Genomic DNA, 16,501 nt, shown 5'->3' on the forward strand with positions numbered 1-16,501 from the left:
CATGTATGATGTCGTAGTCGTCGGTGGCGGCCCAGCCGGAGCCACAGCCGCCGAAGATCTGGCTAAGGCCGGGCATAAGGTTTGCATGCTGGACCGGGACGGACGGATCAAGCCTTGTGGCGGAGCGATTCCGCCGCGGTTGATCGAGGACTACAACATTCCTGACGAACAGCTCGTGGCCAAGATCAACACAGCGCGCATGATCTCGCCGACCGGGCGGCAGGTGGATATTGCCATCGAAAACGGTTTTGTCGGAATGGTCGACCGCGAGCATTTCGATGAGTTCCTGCGTCGGCGTGCACAATCCGCTGGCGCGCAGCGCCGTACGGGTGCATTCCTGCGGATCGAACGTAACGATCGCGGCCCGTCGGTTGTCTTTCGGGAAAAACAGAGCAAGGAAGAGGTTAAGCTGCCCACGCGGCTGATCATCGGAGCGGATGGAGCGCGGTCAAACGTTGCGCGGGCCGAGGTTCCCGGTGGTGACAAGATTCCCTATGTCATTGCTTATCATGAGATTATCGAAGCACCGGACGCAGTGCAGGCCTATGATCCGACCCGATGTGACGTGGTCTATGACGGGTCGATTTCTCCGGATTTCTATGGCTGGGTGTTCCCTCACGGCCAGACCGCCAGCGTAGGTATGGGGACCGGTATCAACGGATTCGACCTCAAGAAAGCGACAAAAGAGCTGCGGTGCGCATCTGGCTTGGAGGGGTGCCGCACAATCCGTCACGAGGGCGCGCCGATTCCCCTGAAACCATTGGATCGCTGGGACAATGGGCGCGATGTCGTTCTGGCTGGAGATGCCGCAGGCGTGGTGGCTCCAAGCTCGGGCGAGGGGATCTATTACGCGATGGTCGGTGGCACAGTTGCGGCGACCGCTGCGCAAGCCTGCCTGGCCTCGGGCAAAGTCTCCGACCTTAAACTGGCGCGGCGACTGTTCCTGAAAGAGCACAAGACGGTTTTCCGCGTGTTGGCTTCGATGCAAAACGCCTATTACCGCTCAGACGACCGACGCGAGCGGTTCGTGTCGCTATGCCATGACATCGATGTGCAGCGCCTGACGTTCGAGGCCTATATGAATAAGAAACTGGTCAGGGCGCGCCCGATGGCGCATGTGCGCATCGGACTGAAGAACCTGGCGCATTTGACAGGGCTGGTCCGGGCAGAATTCGTATGAACATGATGATACCAGCCTGGGTCGATGGCGAGTTGAAGCCTGTCGAAAAACTAAAAGTGCATCAGCAGGGCCTACGGCACAAAGCGGTTTCGGTCTTTGTGCTGCGCGGCCCAAATCTGCTGCTGCAAAAACGAGCCGCATGTAAATACCACACGCCGGGACTTTGGGCGAACACCTGTTGTACGCATCCAGATTGGAATGAGGTTCCGGTGGATTGTGCCACCCGACGCTTGCGCGAAGAGTTAGGGGTCACCGGCCTGTCTCCTCGTTTTTCAACCGTCCTCGAATATCGCGCGGATGTGGGGCAGAGGCTGATTGAGCATGAATTGGTAGATGTTTTCCGCGCCGAAGCGACCGCGGACATTAAGCTTAGCACGAACCCGGACGAGGTATCAGATACACGTTGGGTTCACGTGGCCGAGTTGATTGCGGAAATCGAGCAAGCGCCCGAAAGGTTCACGCCTTGGTTAAGGATCTACATGCGCGACCATGCGCAGAAAATCCTCGGGCCAGCGCTTGCGGCTGACCTTATGATTTGAGCGGCGTGCACTTAGTCGGCCGAGGGATTGTAAAGCATCCGACGACCGCCCGAACTCACCGAGTTTTCCGCGGCTTGTCCGAAAGTAATATGAACGGCAGGATGCGCTGGGACATGAAGCGTGTTCCCGACATGGCCGATCGTTTTGCGCGATGCTTGGTCAGTGTTTTCCAATGCATCGCTGCAGACACCAACCCTCTGTCTGCATTGGCGCGGGGGTTCATGTCAGGGGTCAGAAAGGTCCTTGTCAGAAGAACTTGTCTTGAGGCGGGCAGGGGCCTTCTCAGAAGAACTTTGCTTGAGCGGGGCAGGGCGGTTGCGTAGCTTTTGCCCATGACCAGACCTGCCTCTTTCAAATACTTCAAAACTAGTCCCGAAATCATTCGCCTTGTGGTGATGCTGTACATCCGATTTCCGCTCTCGCTTCGGAATGATGAAGATCTGCTGCACGAGCGAGGCATCGACGTGAGCCATGAAACCGTCCGCTACTGGTGGAACAGATTTGGCCCGATGTTTGCCGCTGAGATCAGGCGGAAGCGGGTGCAGCAACTTCGTTCATACTCGAAATGGAAGTGGCATGTAGACGAAGTCTTTGTGAAGGTGAATGGCAAACGGCATTATCTGTGGCGGGCTGTTGATCACGAAGGCTAGGTGCTGGAAGCGGTTGTCACGAAACGCCGAAACAAAGCTGCGACACTGAAATTCCTCACGAAATTGATGAAGCGGCACGGTTGCGCCGAAGAGATCGTCACAGATCGCTTCGCCTCATACAGAGCCGCGCTCAGAGAGCTGCGCGCTCTGGAAAAACAACAGACGGGAAGGCGGCTCAACAACCGCGTTGAGAATTCGCATCTGCCGTTCCGACGAAGAGAACGCGCCATGCAACGGTTCAGGCGTATGCGAAGTCTACAGAAATTTGCCTCCGTCCATTCCTCTGTCTACAACCACTTCAACCAGGAAAGATCGCTAGCCAGTCGAGACACCTTCAAGATGACCCGCGCCGCCGCTCTTAGCGAGTGGCGTCAACTTTGTTCCGAATAGGTCCGTGGTTTCCGCAGCAAACTGAGACTGGTTCGAATTCGTCTGACAGAACCTTGCAATTTTCTCAGACAGTTTTCGACACGCGGATGCGGTGCTTGTACAGATGATCATAGTGAGGCTTCATCCGGCGGTGAACACGGCGCACGCGTTCAGGGGCGTCAGCCACTTCGATGTACCTGCGTTTCTGGGGTTGCAGACCGGTAGACTGGGCTAAATTGGCATGGAAAGATCCACCATCCCACCAGCTATGCTCAGATGGGTCTCCACCAGCTTCCCAGGTCAGCGCGTCTTCGATGAAGGGGATACCGACAGAAGCACAGAACGCTGCGGTGACGTGCTTGGGGTCTTCCAGAAGGTCATCACTGTCGATAACCGGGGGGGACTTGCCGCCATTCAGCGCAGTCAATAGGTCAAACAGCGCGCGCTGCTCGGGAAAACCGACCTCAAGCTCATCAAAGTCCGGCCACTTGTTGTACATTGAGGAAATCGTCTTGGCGGGGTCGCGTATCAGGAACGTGTGGGTGAAATGCGACAGGAATTCTGGATCCCACATGTGGTTGATGTAATGCGGGAAATCCTTGATGAAGACCGGACCTTTTTCGGCACGATCTTTGATGTCTTCCCACACGCTTTCCAAGGTCAAGCCGGGGGTCGTGACTTCACCCTCTTTGAAACGCGGCCACATCGGGTCTTCACCCTGGTACCAGGCCTCACCAAAAGGTTCATGAAGGCAATCCAGATCACCGCGCTGGCGCATCATCCATTCAAACGCGGTTGAGGTGGAGCGAGGAATCGCCCAAACAACTAAAATCTTGTGCATCACTTCAGTCTTTCAGGGAGGAGAGCAGGCTGCCTTGCCGGGTTTCCGGGGCCAGGCCCAAGGTTTTGAAAATGCGCCAGTAGAGCGCGGTGTCATGGCCGATGACTGGCTTGCCGAGGCGTTTTTCAAGTTCGACTTCGTGGTGAACCGGGCGACGGGCGATTCCGTCGGACGGGCGGCGGTAATTGCTCATCCCGTTGATCAGATAGGCATCGACATTGGGCGCTTTGTCAGCGGTATAGTCGAAGGACTTGTAAATTAGCTCTTCGTCAAAGCACCAAATGCAATCGTCAACCTCTTCCTGACTGTCGAACCACCCTTGGTCAAAAAAGTTTCCAGCCCAGACCACATCAAACCCGGCTTCTTTCAGAAAACCTACGGTGCCCTGATACCAGGTGTCTCTGTGGTAGCAGGCGTTGAGCGCTACCTTCTCGACATTCTGATCGCGCAATGCCTCGACCATGGCATAGCCTGCCATATGGAACGGGGTCTCGTACTTGTCGCTCAGCATTTCGCAATGGTGACGGATGCCTTCGACACCCAGCCCGCTGGCATGCACCCAGTTCGAGCCAACTTGTCCACAGACGTCAGCGCCGCTATTGGCCATACATTCCATGTACTCTTCCAGCAGGCCAAAGTTCTTTTTGCGTTGATCCAGGCGGTGGGCATAGTCCGGCACGTGCAGCATTCGACCATGCACGCCAACGCTGCGCGGGGCCATGCGTAGGAAATCAGACGGGGCCGCATCAAAATCATGCGGAGGGCAGGTAAACCCCACTTGGTGGGGAAAAAGTTTCACTTTGGGGTCGGCCCATTTTCGGGGCTTAGAATAGTCTGTCACGGCTTGCCCAATCAGATTTAGATCACGAGTTCTGCTGGTGAGGATGGCTGTGGACGCATGCGTTTTCCATTGCTTTTATGTGCTCATAACCATATCAAGAATGATATAGTGGATCGTAGACACAATATCCCTTCTTTAAGCTCGCTTGTTGCATTCGAAGCGGTTGCTCGTCTAAGGGGTTTTGCACGCGCTGCCGAAGAGCTGAATACATCGCAGCCGGCAATCAGCCGCCATATACGGAATCTGGAAATCCGGTATGGTGTCGCGTTCTTTAATCGCGATAAGAGCCCTGTAGCCCTTACCTCCAAGGGCAGCCAGTTCTACGCCGGTGTTGTCCAAGGCTTTAATGCTCTAGAAAATGCGATTGAAGACTTGAAACAGGTGGACAATCGAGTGACGCTGGTTTGTTCGCACTCAGTCTCGCACCTGTTGTTAATGCCTCGATACGGAAATCTTCGCAACGCCTTAGGAAATGAGGCCGAACTGCGGATCATGGCAGCCGAATACAATCTGATTGAAGCGGCCGTGGATACTGGTGGCGATATTGTCTTCGAGTATTCTGAAACAGAGCCCGATACGGAACATGTCCTGGTATGTAAGGAACAGATAAAACCGGTTGGTACGCCTGAAATGGTCAGGAGAGCGTTAGACGCTTTGTCGGGAAAGTGTGAAGCACCGCCTCTTCTGCGGCTACAGAAAGAAAACTTCGGCTGGGTGGATTGGATAGATTGGTGGAGGGCACACCCAGAATACGCTGATTGGCCGATTTCAGAAGAATTCGACAGTTATGTCTATCTTTTGGAAGCCGCGGCTTTGGGTCAAGGTTTGGGTTTGGGCTGGCGAAGCTTTGTTGATCCGTATCTGGCGCGTGGCGATTTGGTAGAGATGCCAGTCGATTGGCATTCGACATCCACAAAGGTCTATGCCCGGCTAACGCATTTTGGGCAAAAAAATCCTGCGGCAAGAAAATGTTTGTCTTTGCTGGCCAATCTTCAATGAGAGTGACCGCGAAACACGGCTTTTCTCCAGTGCAGACGATGTTTCCGACCCCGCTGACAATAGTATTCGTTTTCTTGGTGCTGCTCTATCTGGCCGAGAAGACGGACAATAACGAGAATCTCTCTTTCTGGATTGCGGTGATCCCGAAAAATGCTCACGCAACGGTAGTTCATGCCCGATGCAGCATCCGTGGCTAAGGGCTCATCGCGGACCTCGGAGGCAGCACAGCATGCTGTGATAGAATTTTCCGGTCGACGCCGGTTTGTCGTTGTGACCGATCAGGGATTGTCACTTTGTTTCGTTGGCTGACCGCAGGTGGGACAGTGATCAACCTGTGACATCGTTTCGGCATGCACGCGGTTGCGGATATGATCCGCAGCGCGGCGCGAGAGACCCAATTGCTTGCGAACTGCGTCAATTTCTTTCTCATCGGCCTCGCAGATATCGCCGTCTACCAACGCCTTTCGAAATTCACGTTCCAGGCTGGCCCGTCGGCGGTGCAACTGGTCGTTTAGACCGCTTGCTATGATCCCTGCTGGCAATGCAGCCATTCCAATGCCAATCACTGTGATCGCAGCGCCGAAGATCTTACCGGCAACTGTCACGGGCGTTACGTCGCCATAGCCGACGGTTGTCAATGTCGCCATCGCCCACCACATCGCCGCCGGGATTGAGCCAAAGGCTTCTGGTTGCGCCTCGTGCTCTGCTAGCCAAGCGCCACTTGCAGCAAAGATCAGCATCACCATCAGGATGAAGAAACCCGCAAAAAAGGCGCCCGCTTCTTCCTCGAACACCGCAAGCAGCATGCCGAGCGCGGGTGAGTACCTTGTGAGTTTGAGTAAGCGCAACATACGGAAGGTTCTTAGCAGCCGCAGGTCAACCGGAAAGAGCAAGTAAAGCAGCGCTGGGAGTATGGCCAATAGGTCGATTATAGCGATTGGAGAAACGGCCCAAGATGCGCGCGTTTTGTAGTTTGGGTTTTCTGTCGCAACCCAAAGCCTAGCCGCGTACTCCACTACGAAAACGAATAATGAAATACTTTCGAACAGATTGAGTGCGACCCCCCAGCGGTCATAGATTGAATCGACCGTTTCAAGGATAACAGCGGCCACGTTCAGCGTGATCAGAGCGATTAGAGCGAGTTCAAGTACCCAAGGGCCGGTCGCAGCACGGTCTGGGCGTTCGAGCCACCAGTACACTCTTTTTCTCAGGTAGTTTGCACCTTTCACAGCTTCAGTCATGGCGAAGCTTCGCTCTGGCGCGCATCAAGGGAATTGCGATTTGAGACAGTAAAGCCGTGCCCCAAATCAGATTGCCAACCAAGGAGGGGACATGCGGGACAATATAGAAACAGGCGATTGCCAAAACGATCCCAAACACCCGCACATCCCAACGCCCGAATTCTGAGGCCACACGGTGTTCAATGACGTTCTGAAGTACCCAAAGCATGGCGATGTAGCCTGCAAGGCCGAAACAGCCAATGGCAGCGTATTCTGTTGGGTACGGCTCCCAAAACCCGACCTTAACCTCGGCTGCAAGGGCCACGCCGACCATCACGCCACACAACATCAAGACCAGATGAGCAAGCCACCAGATCACCAAGGTCGAAACCTTTTTGTCTTTGGGTTTGGCGTTGCCAACGAAGTCGAAATAGATCCAACACATCACGAACATCGAAACGCCGCCAATTACAAAGTTGACCAGCACGTCGGATGAAACTTTGTAGATGCCTTTCTCAGACAGTGTGACGACCAGTTTGAAGAACCCTTCACCCAAAACGATCAGCGTCAACAAGGCAAACCGCTCTGCCATATGACCGAGGCGCGGGACGAACCGTTCAAAGCGCAGGACAGTGACGCCGGGGATCATGTACATCGCCTGCGTGGCAACCATCGCGGCAGCAAACGCCCAATAGGCAAGCGGTTTAGGCAGAAACGCCGTGATGGCAAAGATCACTGCAAAGGCCGAGAAGTTGCGGATCTGTGCCGCCGACATCGAAACGCCCGGGGAATTGGTTCGCTGAGCACGGAAATATAGCGCGGCGATCATGGCTCTGTTCGCGGCAAACCCCAACGCGAAGAAAACCCAGCCCTTGCCGTCGATGGCGGGGATGGCGGCGGCCATGAACATCACCGTACAGATCATCACGGCCATGATCAGGCGATGCCAGAAATCGGTGCTGACGTAGATCGAGTTGAAAATACTGAGCTCACCCCACGCGTACCAGAGCGTGATGAAGACACCGGCGAACACAAGAAACCCATTCAGATCGAGGTGGTGTGACAGGTAGTTCCCAAGAAGGAAGATCGTCACAACATGGATCAGGTCATAGAATAACTCGGCCCAGTGGACGTGGTCGTGAGTGTGGTCGAGGTCTTGATGATGTTGCGGCTTCCGCCACATGGGGTGGTTATGCAGTGCCATAAATTAGGGACCCTTCAAAATTCCAAGGTTGTAGTGGTCGGCGAGCGACCACCCCGATTGAGTGTTTTTCTATAGGATGAAGGTTGTCGTGGAGACCCTCGCCTTGCAACCCTGCAACGGTTGTTCAGCGAGGGCGCACTGGAATTTCCAGTCCGATCGTGTGGTGATCATGCCGGAAATGCCCGGCATTCACCGCTTCAGCTTCCTTTCACATCGCTCGAAAACCGCGCTGCGTTTTCCTTGGCAAAGGCGCTGGCATCTGCGTCGGCGTCCCAGAATTGAGGGTTGGCCTTGGGAATCGTCAACGCCCGCTGCACGGCGGGCCGGGCATCAATGCGGTCGAACCAGGCGTTCAGATGCGGAAGGTCCGATACATCCACCCGGGCCCAGACATAAGAACGCGCCCACGGGTACAGCATCATGTCGGCAATGGTGTATTCGTCCGCAGCGATCCATTCACGCCCGTCCAGACGTGTATTCATCACCTCCATCAAGCGACGGCTTTCGTCTACGTATCTGCGGATTGAAAAGGGCTCTTCGTGGCCATTGGGCGCTGCAATGTGCTGGAAATACATTGCCTGTCCCATCATGGGGCCTACATGGCCGACCTGAAAAAGAAGCCACTGCATCACCTCGGACCGTTTGACCGGATCCGAAGGCAAGAACTTTCCGTATTTCTCGGCCAGATGCCACAGGATCGCACCGGATTCGAAGATGGCGCGCCCCTCCGAACGATCCTCGATTGTCGGGATCTTTCCGTTAGGGTTCAGCGCCAGATAATCCGGCGCCTTTTGTTCCTGCTTGGAAAAGTTGATGTGAGTCAGCTCGTAAGGGACACCTGCCTCCTCTAGAAAGATAACCGGCTTGTACCCGTTCATCGTTCCCGCAGTATAAAGATGGATATCAGGCTGGGACATGTTCAACCTCTGCAAATGTGGTTTTCAGATGTACGTCAAATCGAGCGAAATCGGCCTCGATTTCCGGGTTCTTCATAACATCAAATGCAGCAAAAGTCGGAAGGGGCTGCATGGCAAAGAACTTTGCGTTCAAGTGCGTCGGTGCTAGTAGGTCGTCGACGCTGGCACCCGCAAAAAAAGGCTCGGCCGCATCATCGAACGCTTCTTTCGGGGCGTTGAAGGTAACTGACAGCATGTATTTCTTGCCATTTAGCGTGCCGCCGGTGCCGTAATTGGCCTTGGGTGAGTTAGTCGTTCGACCGTCGCCTGCGCACATACGACCGTCCATGCCGGCCGTATAAACCTCATCCATGTATTTCTTGAAGATCCACGGAACACCCATCCAGTTCACCGGGAACTGCATGATGACTGTATCGGCCCAGAGGTGCGCCTCAACCTCAGCATTCGAGTCATAGCCGTCGGCGACGGTGGCCACGCGAACGTCGTGGCCCATTGCCGTCAGCGTGTCGCGCGCCCGCTTGATGAGGCTGGCGTTCAACTGTCCGGGGGCGAATTCGTAGGGCTGAGTGCCGTTCACGATCAGGATTTTGCTCATGTCCATATCCTATTTGTGCAATCTCTGAACCCTTGACTTTCAGCGGGTTCAAATAGCATTTGAGAGTGTAGGTATGAGAAATCAACTAGTATACTTTTGGTAACCTAGCTGTCTGAGCGAAAGGACGACGATGCGGGCGCGAGTTAATGAGGATGCCAAAGGGCGCCGACATGTCTCAGAGGCGTGTCATGAGCCATGTGCAATCGAGCGCGGTATGCGGATCATTGGCGGAAAGTGGACAGGTTCGATCTTGTGGCATCTTAGGGATGGACCTGTTCGTTTCAACGATCTTTCGCGCATGATCGGCGGGGCAAGTAAAAAGATGATTACCGAAAGACTACGTCAACTTGAGGCGCAGGGGCTGGTGAGCCGATACGTGATGGATACCGCTCCGGTTTCCGTGCAGTATTCTATCACTGACCTTGGCCGCTCGGCACTTGGGTTTCTCGACGAATTGCGAAAGTGGAGCGAGGAGCTGCCTAACGGCTTAAAGTGATGACTAAAGTCTTTGTTCAATGATCTGAAAGCTAGAGTTTTTCTGACCGCGCACCGAATGAGGGTGTCACCAATCTGCGGATGAAGTGACAAGGTTACTTGGAATAGTAATCCAAGCCTTTGCTTTCCCGAAAAAAGCAGTGCGAACAAAATCCTGCCGGCCGTTCAGTGCCGTTTGAACCGACAAGTGACACAACAGCTGTCGCTCAGGCAACGAGTTTTATTGAACTAGGTTCTGGCATCCAAAGCGAACGGCTGCTTTGGGGGCCGCACCGAGGCAGCGACTTTGCGAAGTAAGCGGCGGCAATGACCATTAGATATGTATTGCGATTTCCGCTATGTCAGCAGAGCTGACGTTCAAACAAGTTGGAGCGAACGTCTGTTGTTCGGGGAAAGCTCCAACTCGCTGCCGAGCAGTATCACGTTTGTAGAACGTGAGAAAAACGCAGAAACCGGACGTTGCAAATTCGAGGAAATCTGCAAAAAGTTCCATGCATCCGAAAAACGCCGGTGCGATCACGAGAAATAGCTTCTGCTGCCACGCGTGGGCTAACCCGAAAGTGCAACATTCGAATGTCTGACAAAACGTCTCATTCTCACGGATCATCCCTTCCGGTTCTGCAGGGAGTTCTGCCTATTGTTCCGGCCAAGCTTCCGGCCGAAATCCTTGCAGGAGTAACCTTCGCGTGCCTCGCGATACCCGAGGTTATGGGCTATACAAAAATTGCAGGAACACCGGTCATTACCGGGCTGTATACGATTATGATTCCGATGACGCTTTTCGCGATATTCGGATCTTCACGCCACCTTGTTGTTGGCGCAGACTCGGCGACTGCTGCCATCACTGCATCAGCCTTGGCTGGCATGGCTGTAAGTGGTTCTTCTGAATACATGGCGCTTGCTTCGCTTTTGGCGCTGATGGCAGGTATTCTCTTGATCGCGGCCAGAGTCGTCGGTCTGGGGTTTCTGGCCGATTTCCTGTCAAGAACGGTTCTGGTCGGCTTTCTGACCGGTGTTGGTATTCAGGTTGCCTTGGGCGAGTTACCTGGGATTTTAGGCATTGAAACGAGCGGTCATGGCACGGTCCAGAAACTCTCAAGCGCTTATCAGAACATCAGTCAGATCAGTTGGGCGACATTTTCGATTGCGACCGCAGTTTTGGTCATTGTGATCGGAGCGAAACGCCTGTCCCCAAAGGTGCCTGGGCCATTGATTGCTGTCATCGGAATCATCGGACTAAGTTGGTTTTTTGATTTCGAAAGAAACGGGATTGCCTTGCTTGGCCCCGTGCCGAGCGGTTTGCCTTCACTCTCTATCCCGCAGGTTGACTGGAACTGGACGACATTCAAACAGCTGCTCCCTACAGCGCTGGCGATACTCGTCGTCATCCTGGCGCAGAGTGCTGCGACATCTCGCGCCTATGCTGCGCGCTACGGCGAAAAGTTCAACGAAGATACCGATCTTGTCGGGCTTGGAATTGCCAATATTGGCGCGGCATTCAGCGCGACTTTTGTCGTCAATGGAAGCCCGACCAAGACCGAGATGGTTGCCGGTGCCGGAGGCCAAAGCCAGATAGCCCAATTGACTACGGCGCTGGTCGTGTTGTTTGTTCTCTTGTTCTTTACACAGCCTCTTGCGTTCTTGCCTGAGGCTGTGCTGTCCTCCGTCGTATTCCTGATTGGTCTGAAGCTGATAGACCTGCGCGGATTGCGGGAAATCTTCGTTCAAGCGCCTACTGAGTTCGGGATCGCAATGGGTACGGCCGCGGTGGTCGTGGCCACCGGAGTTGAACAAGGCATCATTTTTGCGATGGTTCTTTCGCTGATCGATCATACGCGTAAAGGGTATCGACCGAAGAATTCCATCATTTCCAAAATGCCAGACGGGGAATGGCTGGCACGACCACTCGACAAACCCGAGCAATTCGAACCTGGGCTCATTGTTTACCGCTTCTCACACGGGATGTACTATGCAAACGCGCAGCGATTTGCGAATGAGGTTATCGAGATCGTCACCGCGGTCGAAGAAAAGACCAACTGGTTCTGTATCGACGCTTCTGCAATTGACGACATCGATTACACCGCCGGGAGCGTTTTGAAATCAACCATTCAAACACTCCACGATCGTAACATTAATGTCGTGTTTCTCTTCGCCGAACCATCGATAGAGACAGAACTCGAACGCTATGGAATAGCCAATCTTGTCTCGAAGAAGTTCTTTTTTCGAACAGGCCACGAGATGATCGAGGCCTACGAAGTCAGAACATCGCATAGCTGAATGCATTCCAACTGGTCTTTTCAGAAGAACTTTGCTTGAGCGGGACAGGGTGCTCTCGTAGCCTTCGCGCATGACTAAACAGTCGCTATTTAAGTACTTTAAAACCACTCCCGAGATCATCCGCTCTGCAGTGATGCTGTATGTCCGTTTCCCGCTCTCGCTTTGGAATGTCGAAGATCTGTTGCATGATCGAGGCATCGACGTAGGCTACGAAACTGTCCGACATTGGTGGAACAGGTTTGGCCCGATGTTTGCTGCTGAGATTAGACGGTAGCGTGTTCAGCAACTGCGCGCATTCTCCAAATGAAAGTGGCACTTGGACGAGATATTCGTGAAGGTGAATGGCAAGCGTCATTGTCTTTGGTGGGCTGTTGATCACGAAGGCGAAGTGCTGGAAGCTATTGTCACCAAACGTCGAAACAAACAGGCAGCACTGAAATTCCTCAAGAAGTTAATGAAGCGAAACGGCAAAGCGGAAACCGTCGTCACGGATCGCTTAGCGTCGTATCGGGCTGCCCTCAGAGAGCTCGGCACTACCGAAAGACAGCAGACGGGCAGGTGGCTAAATAATCGAGTTGAGAACTCTCACCTGCCGTTTCGACGACGCGAACGCGCGATGCACCGGTTCAGGCGCATGCCTAGTCTACAGAAATTCGCTTCAGTTCATTCCTCCGAATACTACCACTTCAACCAGGAAAGATCGCTAGCCAGCCGATACTCCTTCAAGCTGACCCGTTCCGCCGCTCTTGCCGAGTGGCGCCAACTCTGTTCCGGATAGGTTCGCGGTTTCCGCGGCAAACTGACACTGGTTCGAATTCGTCTGACAGCGCCTCGGAAACTGTCGACCAACTGGGCGCCGACTTCATTCTCGAAGGGACGCCATACTATGATGGAGCACGGCTGTAGATCACGGCGCATCTGATCGATGATGAAGCCAGAGAAGCAAGCTGGTCAGACGCCCTGTCCGTTTCACAGGGTTGTTTCTAAAAGCAGCCGCCTCCGCGCGCCGGGGTTATCGGGAAGAACCAACGCCGAATTTGCTGCGAAACGGCCCGTATAGGGACCACTGAACAAAACCCGCTGGTCTTGAAACGGCGCAAGGTTCAGGTTTCTTGCAAAACTGTGCCCCAATCCGGCGATCCGAAAACCGGGAGCCGCACTGGTTGGTTCCAACCAGCCTTCGACAGAAAGTGATTTGAGCGGCCCCGCAGCGCCGGTAAAGCGGTCAAATTCAATTTTCTGCACGTCCATCGCGCCCTTCGTCGTGTCAAAGCGTCCAAGAACCGTCGCAAACCGCCCGCTTTGCCCCAGTGTGGTTGCCCCGCTGGAAAGCTGCACACCCGAGACATAGCCACGACCAACCGTTCCCGCCACCAAATCCAAAGGGCCCGGAGCCTTGGAAATGCGACTGGCAACAACAGTATCCCCGCGCCACAAACCAGAAACAGCCACTCGGTCCCCAATGCCAAACCCCGTGATCCGCGTTTCTAAGAAAACAGCGACACCGTTGACCGTTAGCGTGCCCTCGCTGGTGTCAAGCGCGGTCACCACCCCCACAAGCGGGTAAGTCAGCTCTACCCGCCGCGCGATCACCGTGCCCGAGGCGAAACGCTCGGCCTCGACTGTCAGGCTGTCCCCCGCACGTAACTGATCAACGGGCAAAGGTCCAAATCGCGTCTCGACGCGGGTCTGTTCGCCTGTTTGAACGGTCTGACCGGCTAGGATCAAACTTCCAAAATCCACTAGAACACCAACAATCCCAGTGCCCCCAAGACCACCTTCGACATCGCGTTTTGTCGACTGCGTCCACCCCGCGCCCGGCAACAGAGTTGCACACAACCCGGAAGACATGAATGTTCTGCGATTGGGGCGACAACTGGTCATCGTAGTAAACTCACTCTTCTTCGTCTTCTCGATAAAAATAGATACCAAATCGAAAACGGTGTGTGGCCGACTTTTCTTCGTGGTCGATCTGTTGATATGAGGCGGCCTCTTGCGCCACTTTGCGCAGCGCCTCTGCACCGGTCTTGCGGGCCTCAGCCTCAAGCGCGTCCAATGATGTTTCTGCAAGGCAGTTGAAGAATGCGGCCCTTTCAAAATGAGGCGGGGTCTCAGCCAAAAGGTTGTCGACAGCTGCCTCCATGTGGTCACCAAGGTTACGGGCAAAAAAATCGAGCTTCTGATCCAGATCTTCGGGGCCGAAAACGGCCTTGGGATCAAGCGTAAGCAAAGCGTCGTCATCGGTTACAAGACCCTGACGCTGAAGTTCGTCTAGAATAGTTCTGGGGCGAATGTCGCGGTTGGTTTGGGCCGCCAGCTGATCAAACTCGGCCCGCGTCATCGGCCTTGGATGGCCCGATTCATTCGTGAGTTTCGGATCGGTCATCCAGCGTCCAACAACAGTCGCGAGTGTAGAAACGCGCCGCTGAACCGGTTTGATGTCGGACGTATCATGGGCCCGCATCGCCTTGACGTCGCGACGATGAACACCCGTCATGACGCTGACCCGACTGTCCGTTGCCTCGGGGCCGAGTTCTTCTATCGCAGTGTCTACATAGCTTTGTTTTACAAAGTGATAGAGCTGTGGCGCGGTCATCCCCTGCGCAATCAGCGCACGCGTCAAAGGGCGCAATAGCGCCTTGATCGCATGTTCGAACAGAACCGACTTGGTAAGAGAATGCTTGCCGCTCATGATGAAACACTATGGCTTCGTGTGAAAAAATTCCACGCCTCCCCTTGTCATTTTTCAGCATCGCGACATTTCGTCCGTCAACTGTGTGAAAATTACACACGCAATTTGGACACATCCGGAGGAACACGTGATGGCGACTTACAAATTTACCGCTTTTGAGAATGCAGACCTTTTTGGGTCAGGACGCATCGAACTGAACGCGGAATTCACGTTGCCACTCAGCCCGACGGTGGAAGTTTCTGTCTCGGACAATGACGAGAACCTTTCAGGCGATGCGAGGTTCAATGAATTCGGGGATGACTTGTCTGGGCAAACCGCAACACTGACCAGGGCCGATAGCGACGAGACCGTCGGCTACTACGGCCGGATCTACGCCGAGAACGTGTGGGAGCTTTCGGGCGACGATGGTGAGATCTACAAGCTGGTGGAAGTCGAACAACCCGGGTTTTTACCTGACAATTTCACCTTTCTCGGCAATGTTCCTCCTGCGGGCACATCTTTGACAGTTGTGAGCGCGTCGAACGTTAAAGGGGCCGGTTTGGCGTATGGCGATCTTGGAGCAGGCGATATTCCCCCCAACATCGTGGACATCGCGGCCGGTTCGGATGACTTCAACATTCTTGTGATGGCGCTGCAAACGGCCGGTCTGGACGGCCTTGTGCGGGACGCCGACGACATCACCGTCTTTGCTCCGACCGATGCGGCCTTCACGCAGCTGGCCGTCGATCTGGGTTTTGAGGGAGACACGACCGACGAAGGCGCTGTCTTCGGCTTCATCGCCGGCGCTCTGACCAATCTTGCCCCGGACGGAGACCCGATCCCGCTGTTGCAGAACATCCTGTCCTACCACGTCTCTCCCGGTGCCAAAACGGCGGCCGAGGTCGATGCCGCGGATCAGGTCACGACCCTGCTGGACGGTGCGACTTTCGGCTCGGAAGGCACAGAGCTGGTCGACAATGAACCCGATATCGACAACCCCAACATCGTTGGACCGGACATTGCGGCCTCCAACGGCACCATTCAGGTCATCGACCGCGTCCTGCTGCCCATCGACATCCCGGGCAATGAGCCCAACATCGTGGACATCGCGGCCGGTTCGGATGACTTCAACATCCTTGTGATGGCCCTGCAAACAGCTGGTCTGGACGGCCTTGTGCGGGATGCCGACGACATCACCGTCTTTGCTCCGACCGATACGGCCTTCACGCAGCTGGCCGTCGATCTGGGTTTTGAGGGAGACACGACCGACGAAGGCGCTGTCTTCGGCTTCATCGCCGGCGCTCTGACCAATCTTGCCCCGGACGGAGACCCGATCCCGCTGTTGCAGAACATCCTGTCCTACCACGTCTCTCCCGGTGCCAAAACGGCGGCCGAGGTCGATGCCGCGGATCAGGTCACGACCCTGCTGGACGGTGCGACTTTCGGCTCGGAGGGCACTGAGCTGGTCGACAATGAACCCGATATCGACAACCCCAACATCGTTGGACCGGACATCGCGGCTTCCAACGGCACCATTCAGGTCATCGATCGCGTCCTGCTGCCCATCGACATTCCGGGCAATGGACCCAACATCGTGGACATTGCGGCCGGGTCGGATGACTTCAACATTCTTGTGATGGCGCTGCAAACGGCCGGTCTGGACGGCCTTGTGCGGGACGCCGACGACATCACCGTCTTTGCTC

Annotated in this window: 14 protein-coding genes and 2 pseudogenes; 8 read left to right on the forward strand and 8 right to left on the reverse strand. The window is 54.8% G+C overall.

What is annotated here, in order from left to right:
- The first annotated feature begins 1 nt into the window (after position 1).
- From ACR0AI_RS13250 to ACR0AI_RS13260, 3 genes and pseudogenes are all read left to right on the forward strand, one after another.
- On the forward strand, positions 2-1,180 hold the full coding sequence (locus tag ACR0AI_RS13250) for a geranylgeranyl diphosphate reductase (RefSeq protein WP_480674260.1): 1,179 nt from the start codon (positions 2-4) through the stop codon (positions 1,178-1,180).
- Positions 1,177-1,719: an isopentenyl-diphosphate delta-isomerase gene (idi, locus tag ACR0AI_RS13255; RefSeq protein ID WP_480674258.1), complete on the forward strand. Its 543-nt coding sequence runs from the start codon at positions 1,177-1,179 to the stop codon at positions 1,717-1,719. Before ACR0AI_RS13250 ends, idi begins: the two co-directional genes overlap by 4 nt.
- 332 nt (positions 1,720-2,051) lie before the next feature.
- Positions 2,052-2,759: pseudogene (locus ACR0AI_RS13260) on the forward strand (IS6 family transposase).
- A gap of 64 nt (positions 2,760-2,823) precedes the next feature.
- Here the strand turns inward: ACR0AI_RS13260 and ACR0AI_RS13265 are convergent.
- Together ACR0AI_RS13265 and ACR0AI_RS13270 are read right to left on the reverse strand one after the other, a co-directional pair.
- Positions 2,824-3,579 carry a sulfotransferase-like domain-containing protein gene (locus ACR0AI_RS13265; protein WP_480674256.1) on the reverse strand — a complete coding sequence of 252 codons (756 nt, stop codon included), beginning with the start codon at positions 3,577-3,579 and terminating at the stop codon, positions 2,824-2,826.
- 4 nt (positions 3,580-3,583) lie between these two features.
- On the reverse strand, positions 3,584-4,378 hold the full coding sequence (locus ACR0AI_RS13270) for a hypothetical protein (protein ID WP_480701349.1): 795 nt from the start codon (positions 4,376-4,378) through the stop codon (positions 3,584-3,586).
- A 99-nt stretch (positions 4,379-4,477) separates the two neighbouring features.
- Here ACR0AI_RS13270 and ACR0AI_RS13275 point away from each other — a divergent pair, with 99 nt between their 5' ends.
- On the forward strand, positions 4,478-5,419 hold the full coding sequence (locus ACR0AI_RS13275; protein ID WP_480674252.1) for a LysR family transcriptional regulator: 942 nt from the start codon (positions 4,478-4,480) through the stop codon (positions 5,417-5,419).
- Positions 5,420-5,697: 278 nt separating this feature from the next.
- Here the strand turns inward: ACR0AI_RS13275 and ACR0AI_RS13280 are convergent, their stop codons facing one another.
- The 4 genes from ACR0AI_RS13280 to ACR0AI_RS13295 all read right to left on the reverse strand — a co-directional run bounded on the left by ACR0AI_RS13280 (position 5,698) and on the right by ACR0AI_RS13295 (position 9,355).
- The gene (locus tag ACR0AI_RS13280) at positions 5,698-6,648 is read right to left on the reverse strand and encodes an ion transporter (protein WP_480674250.1); all 951 of its coding nucleotides are present in this window, start codon (positions 6,646-6,648) and stop codon (positions 5,698-5,700) included.
- 4 nt (positions 6,649-6,652) lie between these two features.
- Positions 6,653-7,843 carry a low temperature requirement protein A gene (locus ACR0AI_RS13285; protein ID WP_480674248.1) on the reverse strand — a complete coding sequence of 397 codons (1,191 nt, stop codon included), beginning with the start codon at positions 7,841-7,843 and terminating at the stop codon, positions 6,653-6,655.
- Between the two features lie 197 nt (positions 7,844-8,040).
- Complete coding sequence (locus ACR0AI_RS13290; protein WP_480674246.1) at positions 8,041-8,760, reverse strand: glutathione S-transferase family protein; 720 nt, start codon at positions 8,758-8,760, stop codon at positions 8,041-8,043.
- Complete coding sequence (locus tag ACR0AI_RS13295; protein ID WP_480674244.1) at positions 8,747-9,355, reverse strand: NAD(P)H-dependent oxidoreductase; 609 nt, start codon at positions 9,353-9,355, stop codon at positions 8,747-8,749. Before ACR0AI_RS13295 ends, ACR0AI_RS13290 begins: the two co-directional genes overlap by 14 nt.
- Positions 9,356-9,569: 214 nt before the next feature.
- Between ACR0AI_RS13295 and ACR0AI_RS13300 the strand changes: the two genes are divergently transcribed.
- The 3 genes and pseudogenes from ACR0AI_RS13300 (at position 9,570) to ACR0AI_RS13310 (ending at position 12,905) form a co-directional block, all read left to right on the forward strand.
- A complete protein-coding gene (locus tag ACR0AI_RS13300) occupies positions 9,570-9,851 on the forward strand; it encodes a winged helix-turn-helix transcriptional regulator (protein ID WP_480674242.1) in 282 nt (93 codons plus the stop codon).
- A 572-nt stretch (positions 9,852-10,423) separates the two neighbouring features.
- Positions 10,424-12,127: a SulP family inorganic anion transporter gene (locus tag ACR0AI_RS13305; protein WP_480674240.1), complete on the forward strand. Its 1,704-nt coding sequence runs from the start codon at positions 10,424-10,426 to the stop codon at positions 12,125-12,127.
- Positions 12,128-12,197: 70 nt separating this feature from the next.
- A pseudogene (locus tag ACR0AI_RS13310) lies at positions 12,198-12,905 on the forward strand (IS6 family transposase).
- A 191-nt stretch (positions 12,906-13,096) separates the two neighbouring features.
- On the opposite strand, the gene ACR0AI_RS13315 reads toward ACR0AI_RS13310, so the two are convergent.
- Positions 13,097-13,978 (reverse strand): DUF5666 domain-containing protein, encoded by an 882-nt coding sequence (locus ACR0AI_RS13315; protein WP_480674238.1) that lies wholly within the window; start codon positions 13,976-13,978, stop codon positions 13,097-13,099.
- Positions 13,979-14,021: 43 nt separating this feature from the next.
- Positions 14,022-14,819, reverse strand: a complete 798-nt coding sequence (locus ACR0AI_RS13320; protein WP_480674236.1) for a DUF6502 family protein — start codon at positions 14,817-14,819, stop codon at positions 14,022-14,024.
- A 130-nt stretch (positions 14,820-14,949) separates the two neighbouring features.
- Between ACR0AI_RS13320 and ACR0AI_RS13325 the strand changes: the two genes are divergently transcribed.
- The coding region (locus ACR0AI_RS13325) for a fasciclin domain-containing protein (RefSeq protein WP_480701351.1) at positions 14,950-16,501 on the forward strand (1,552 nt) is incomplete at its 3' end.

This window comes from Ruegeria sp. BG3 (assembly GCF_056538485.1).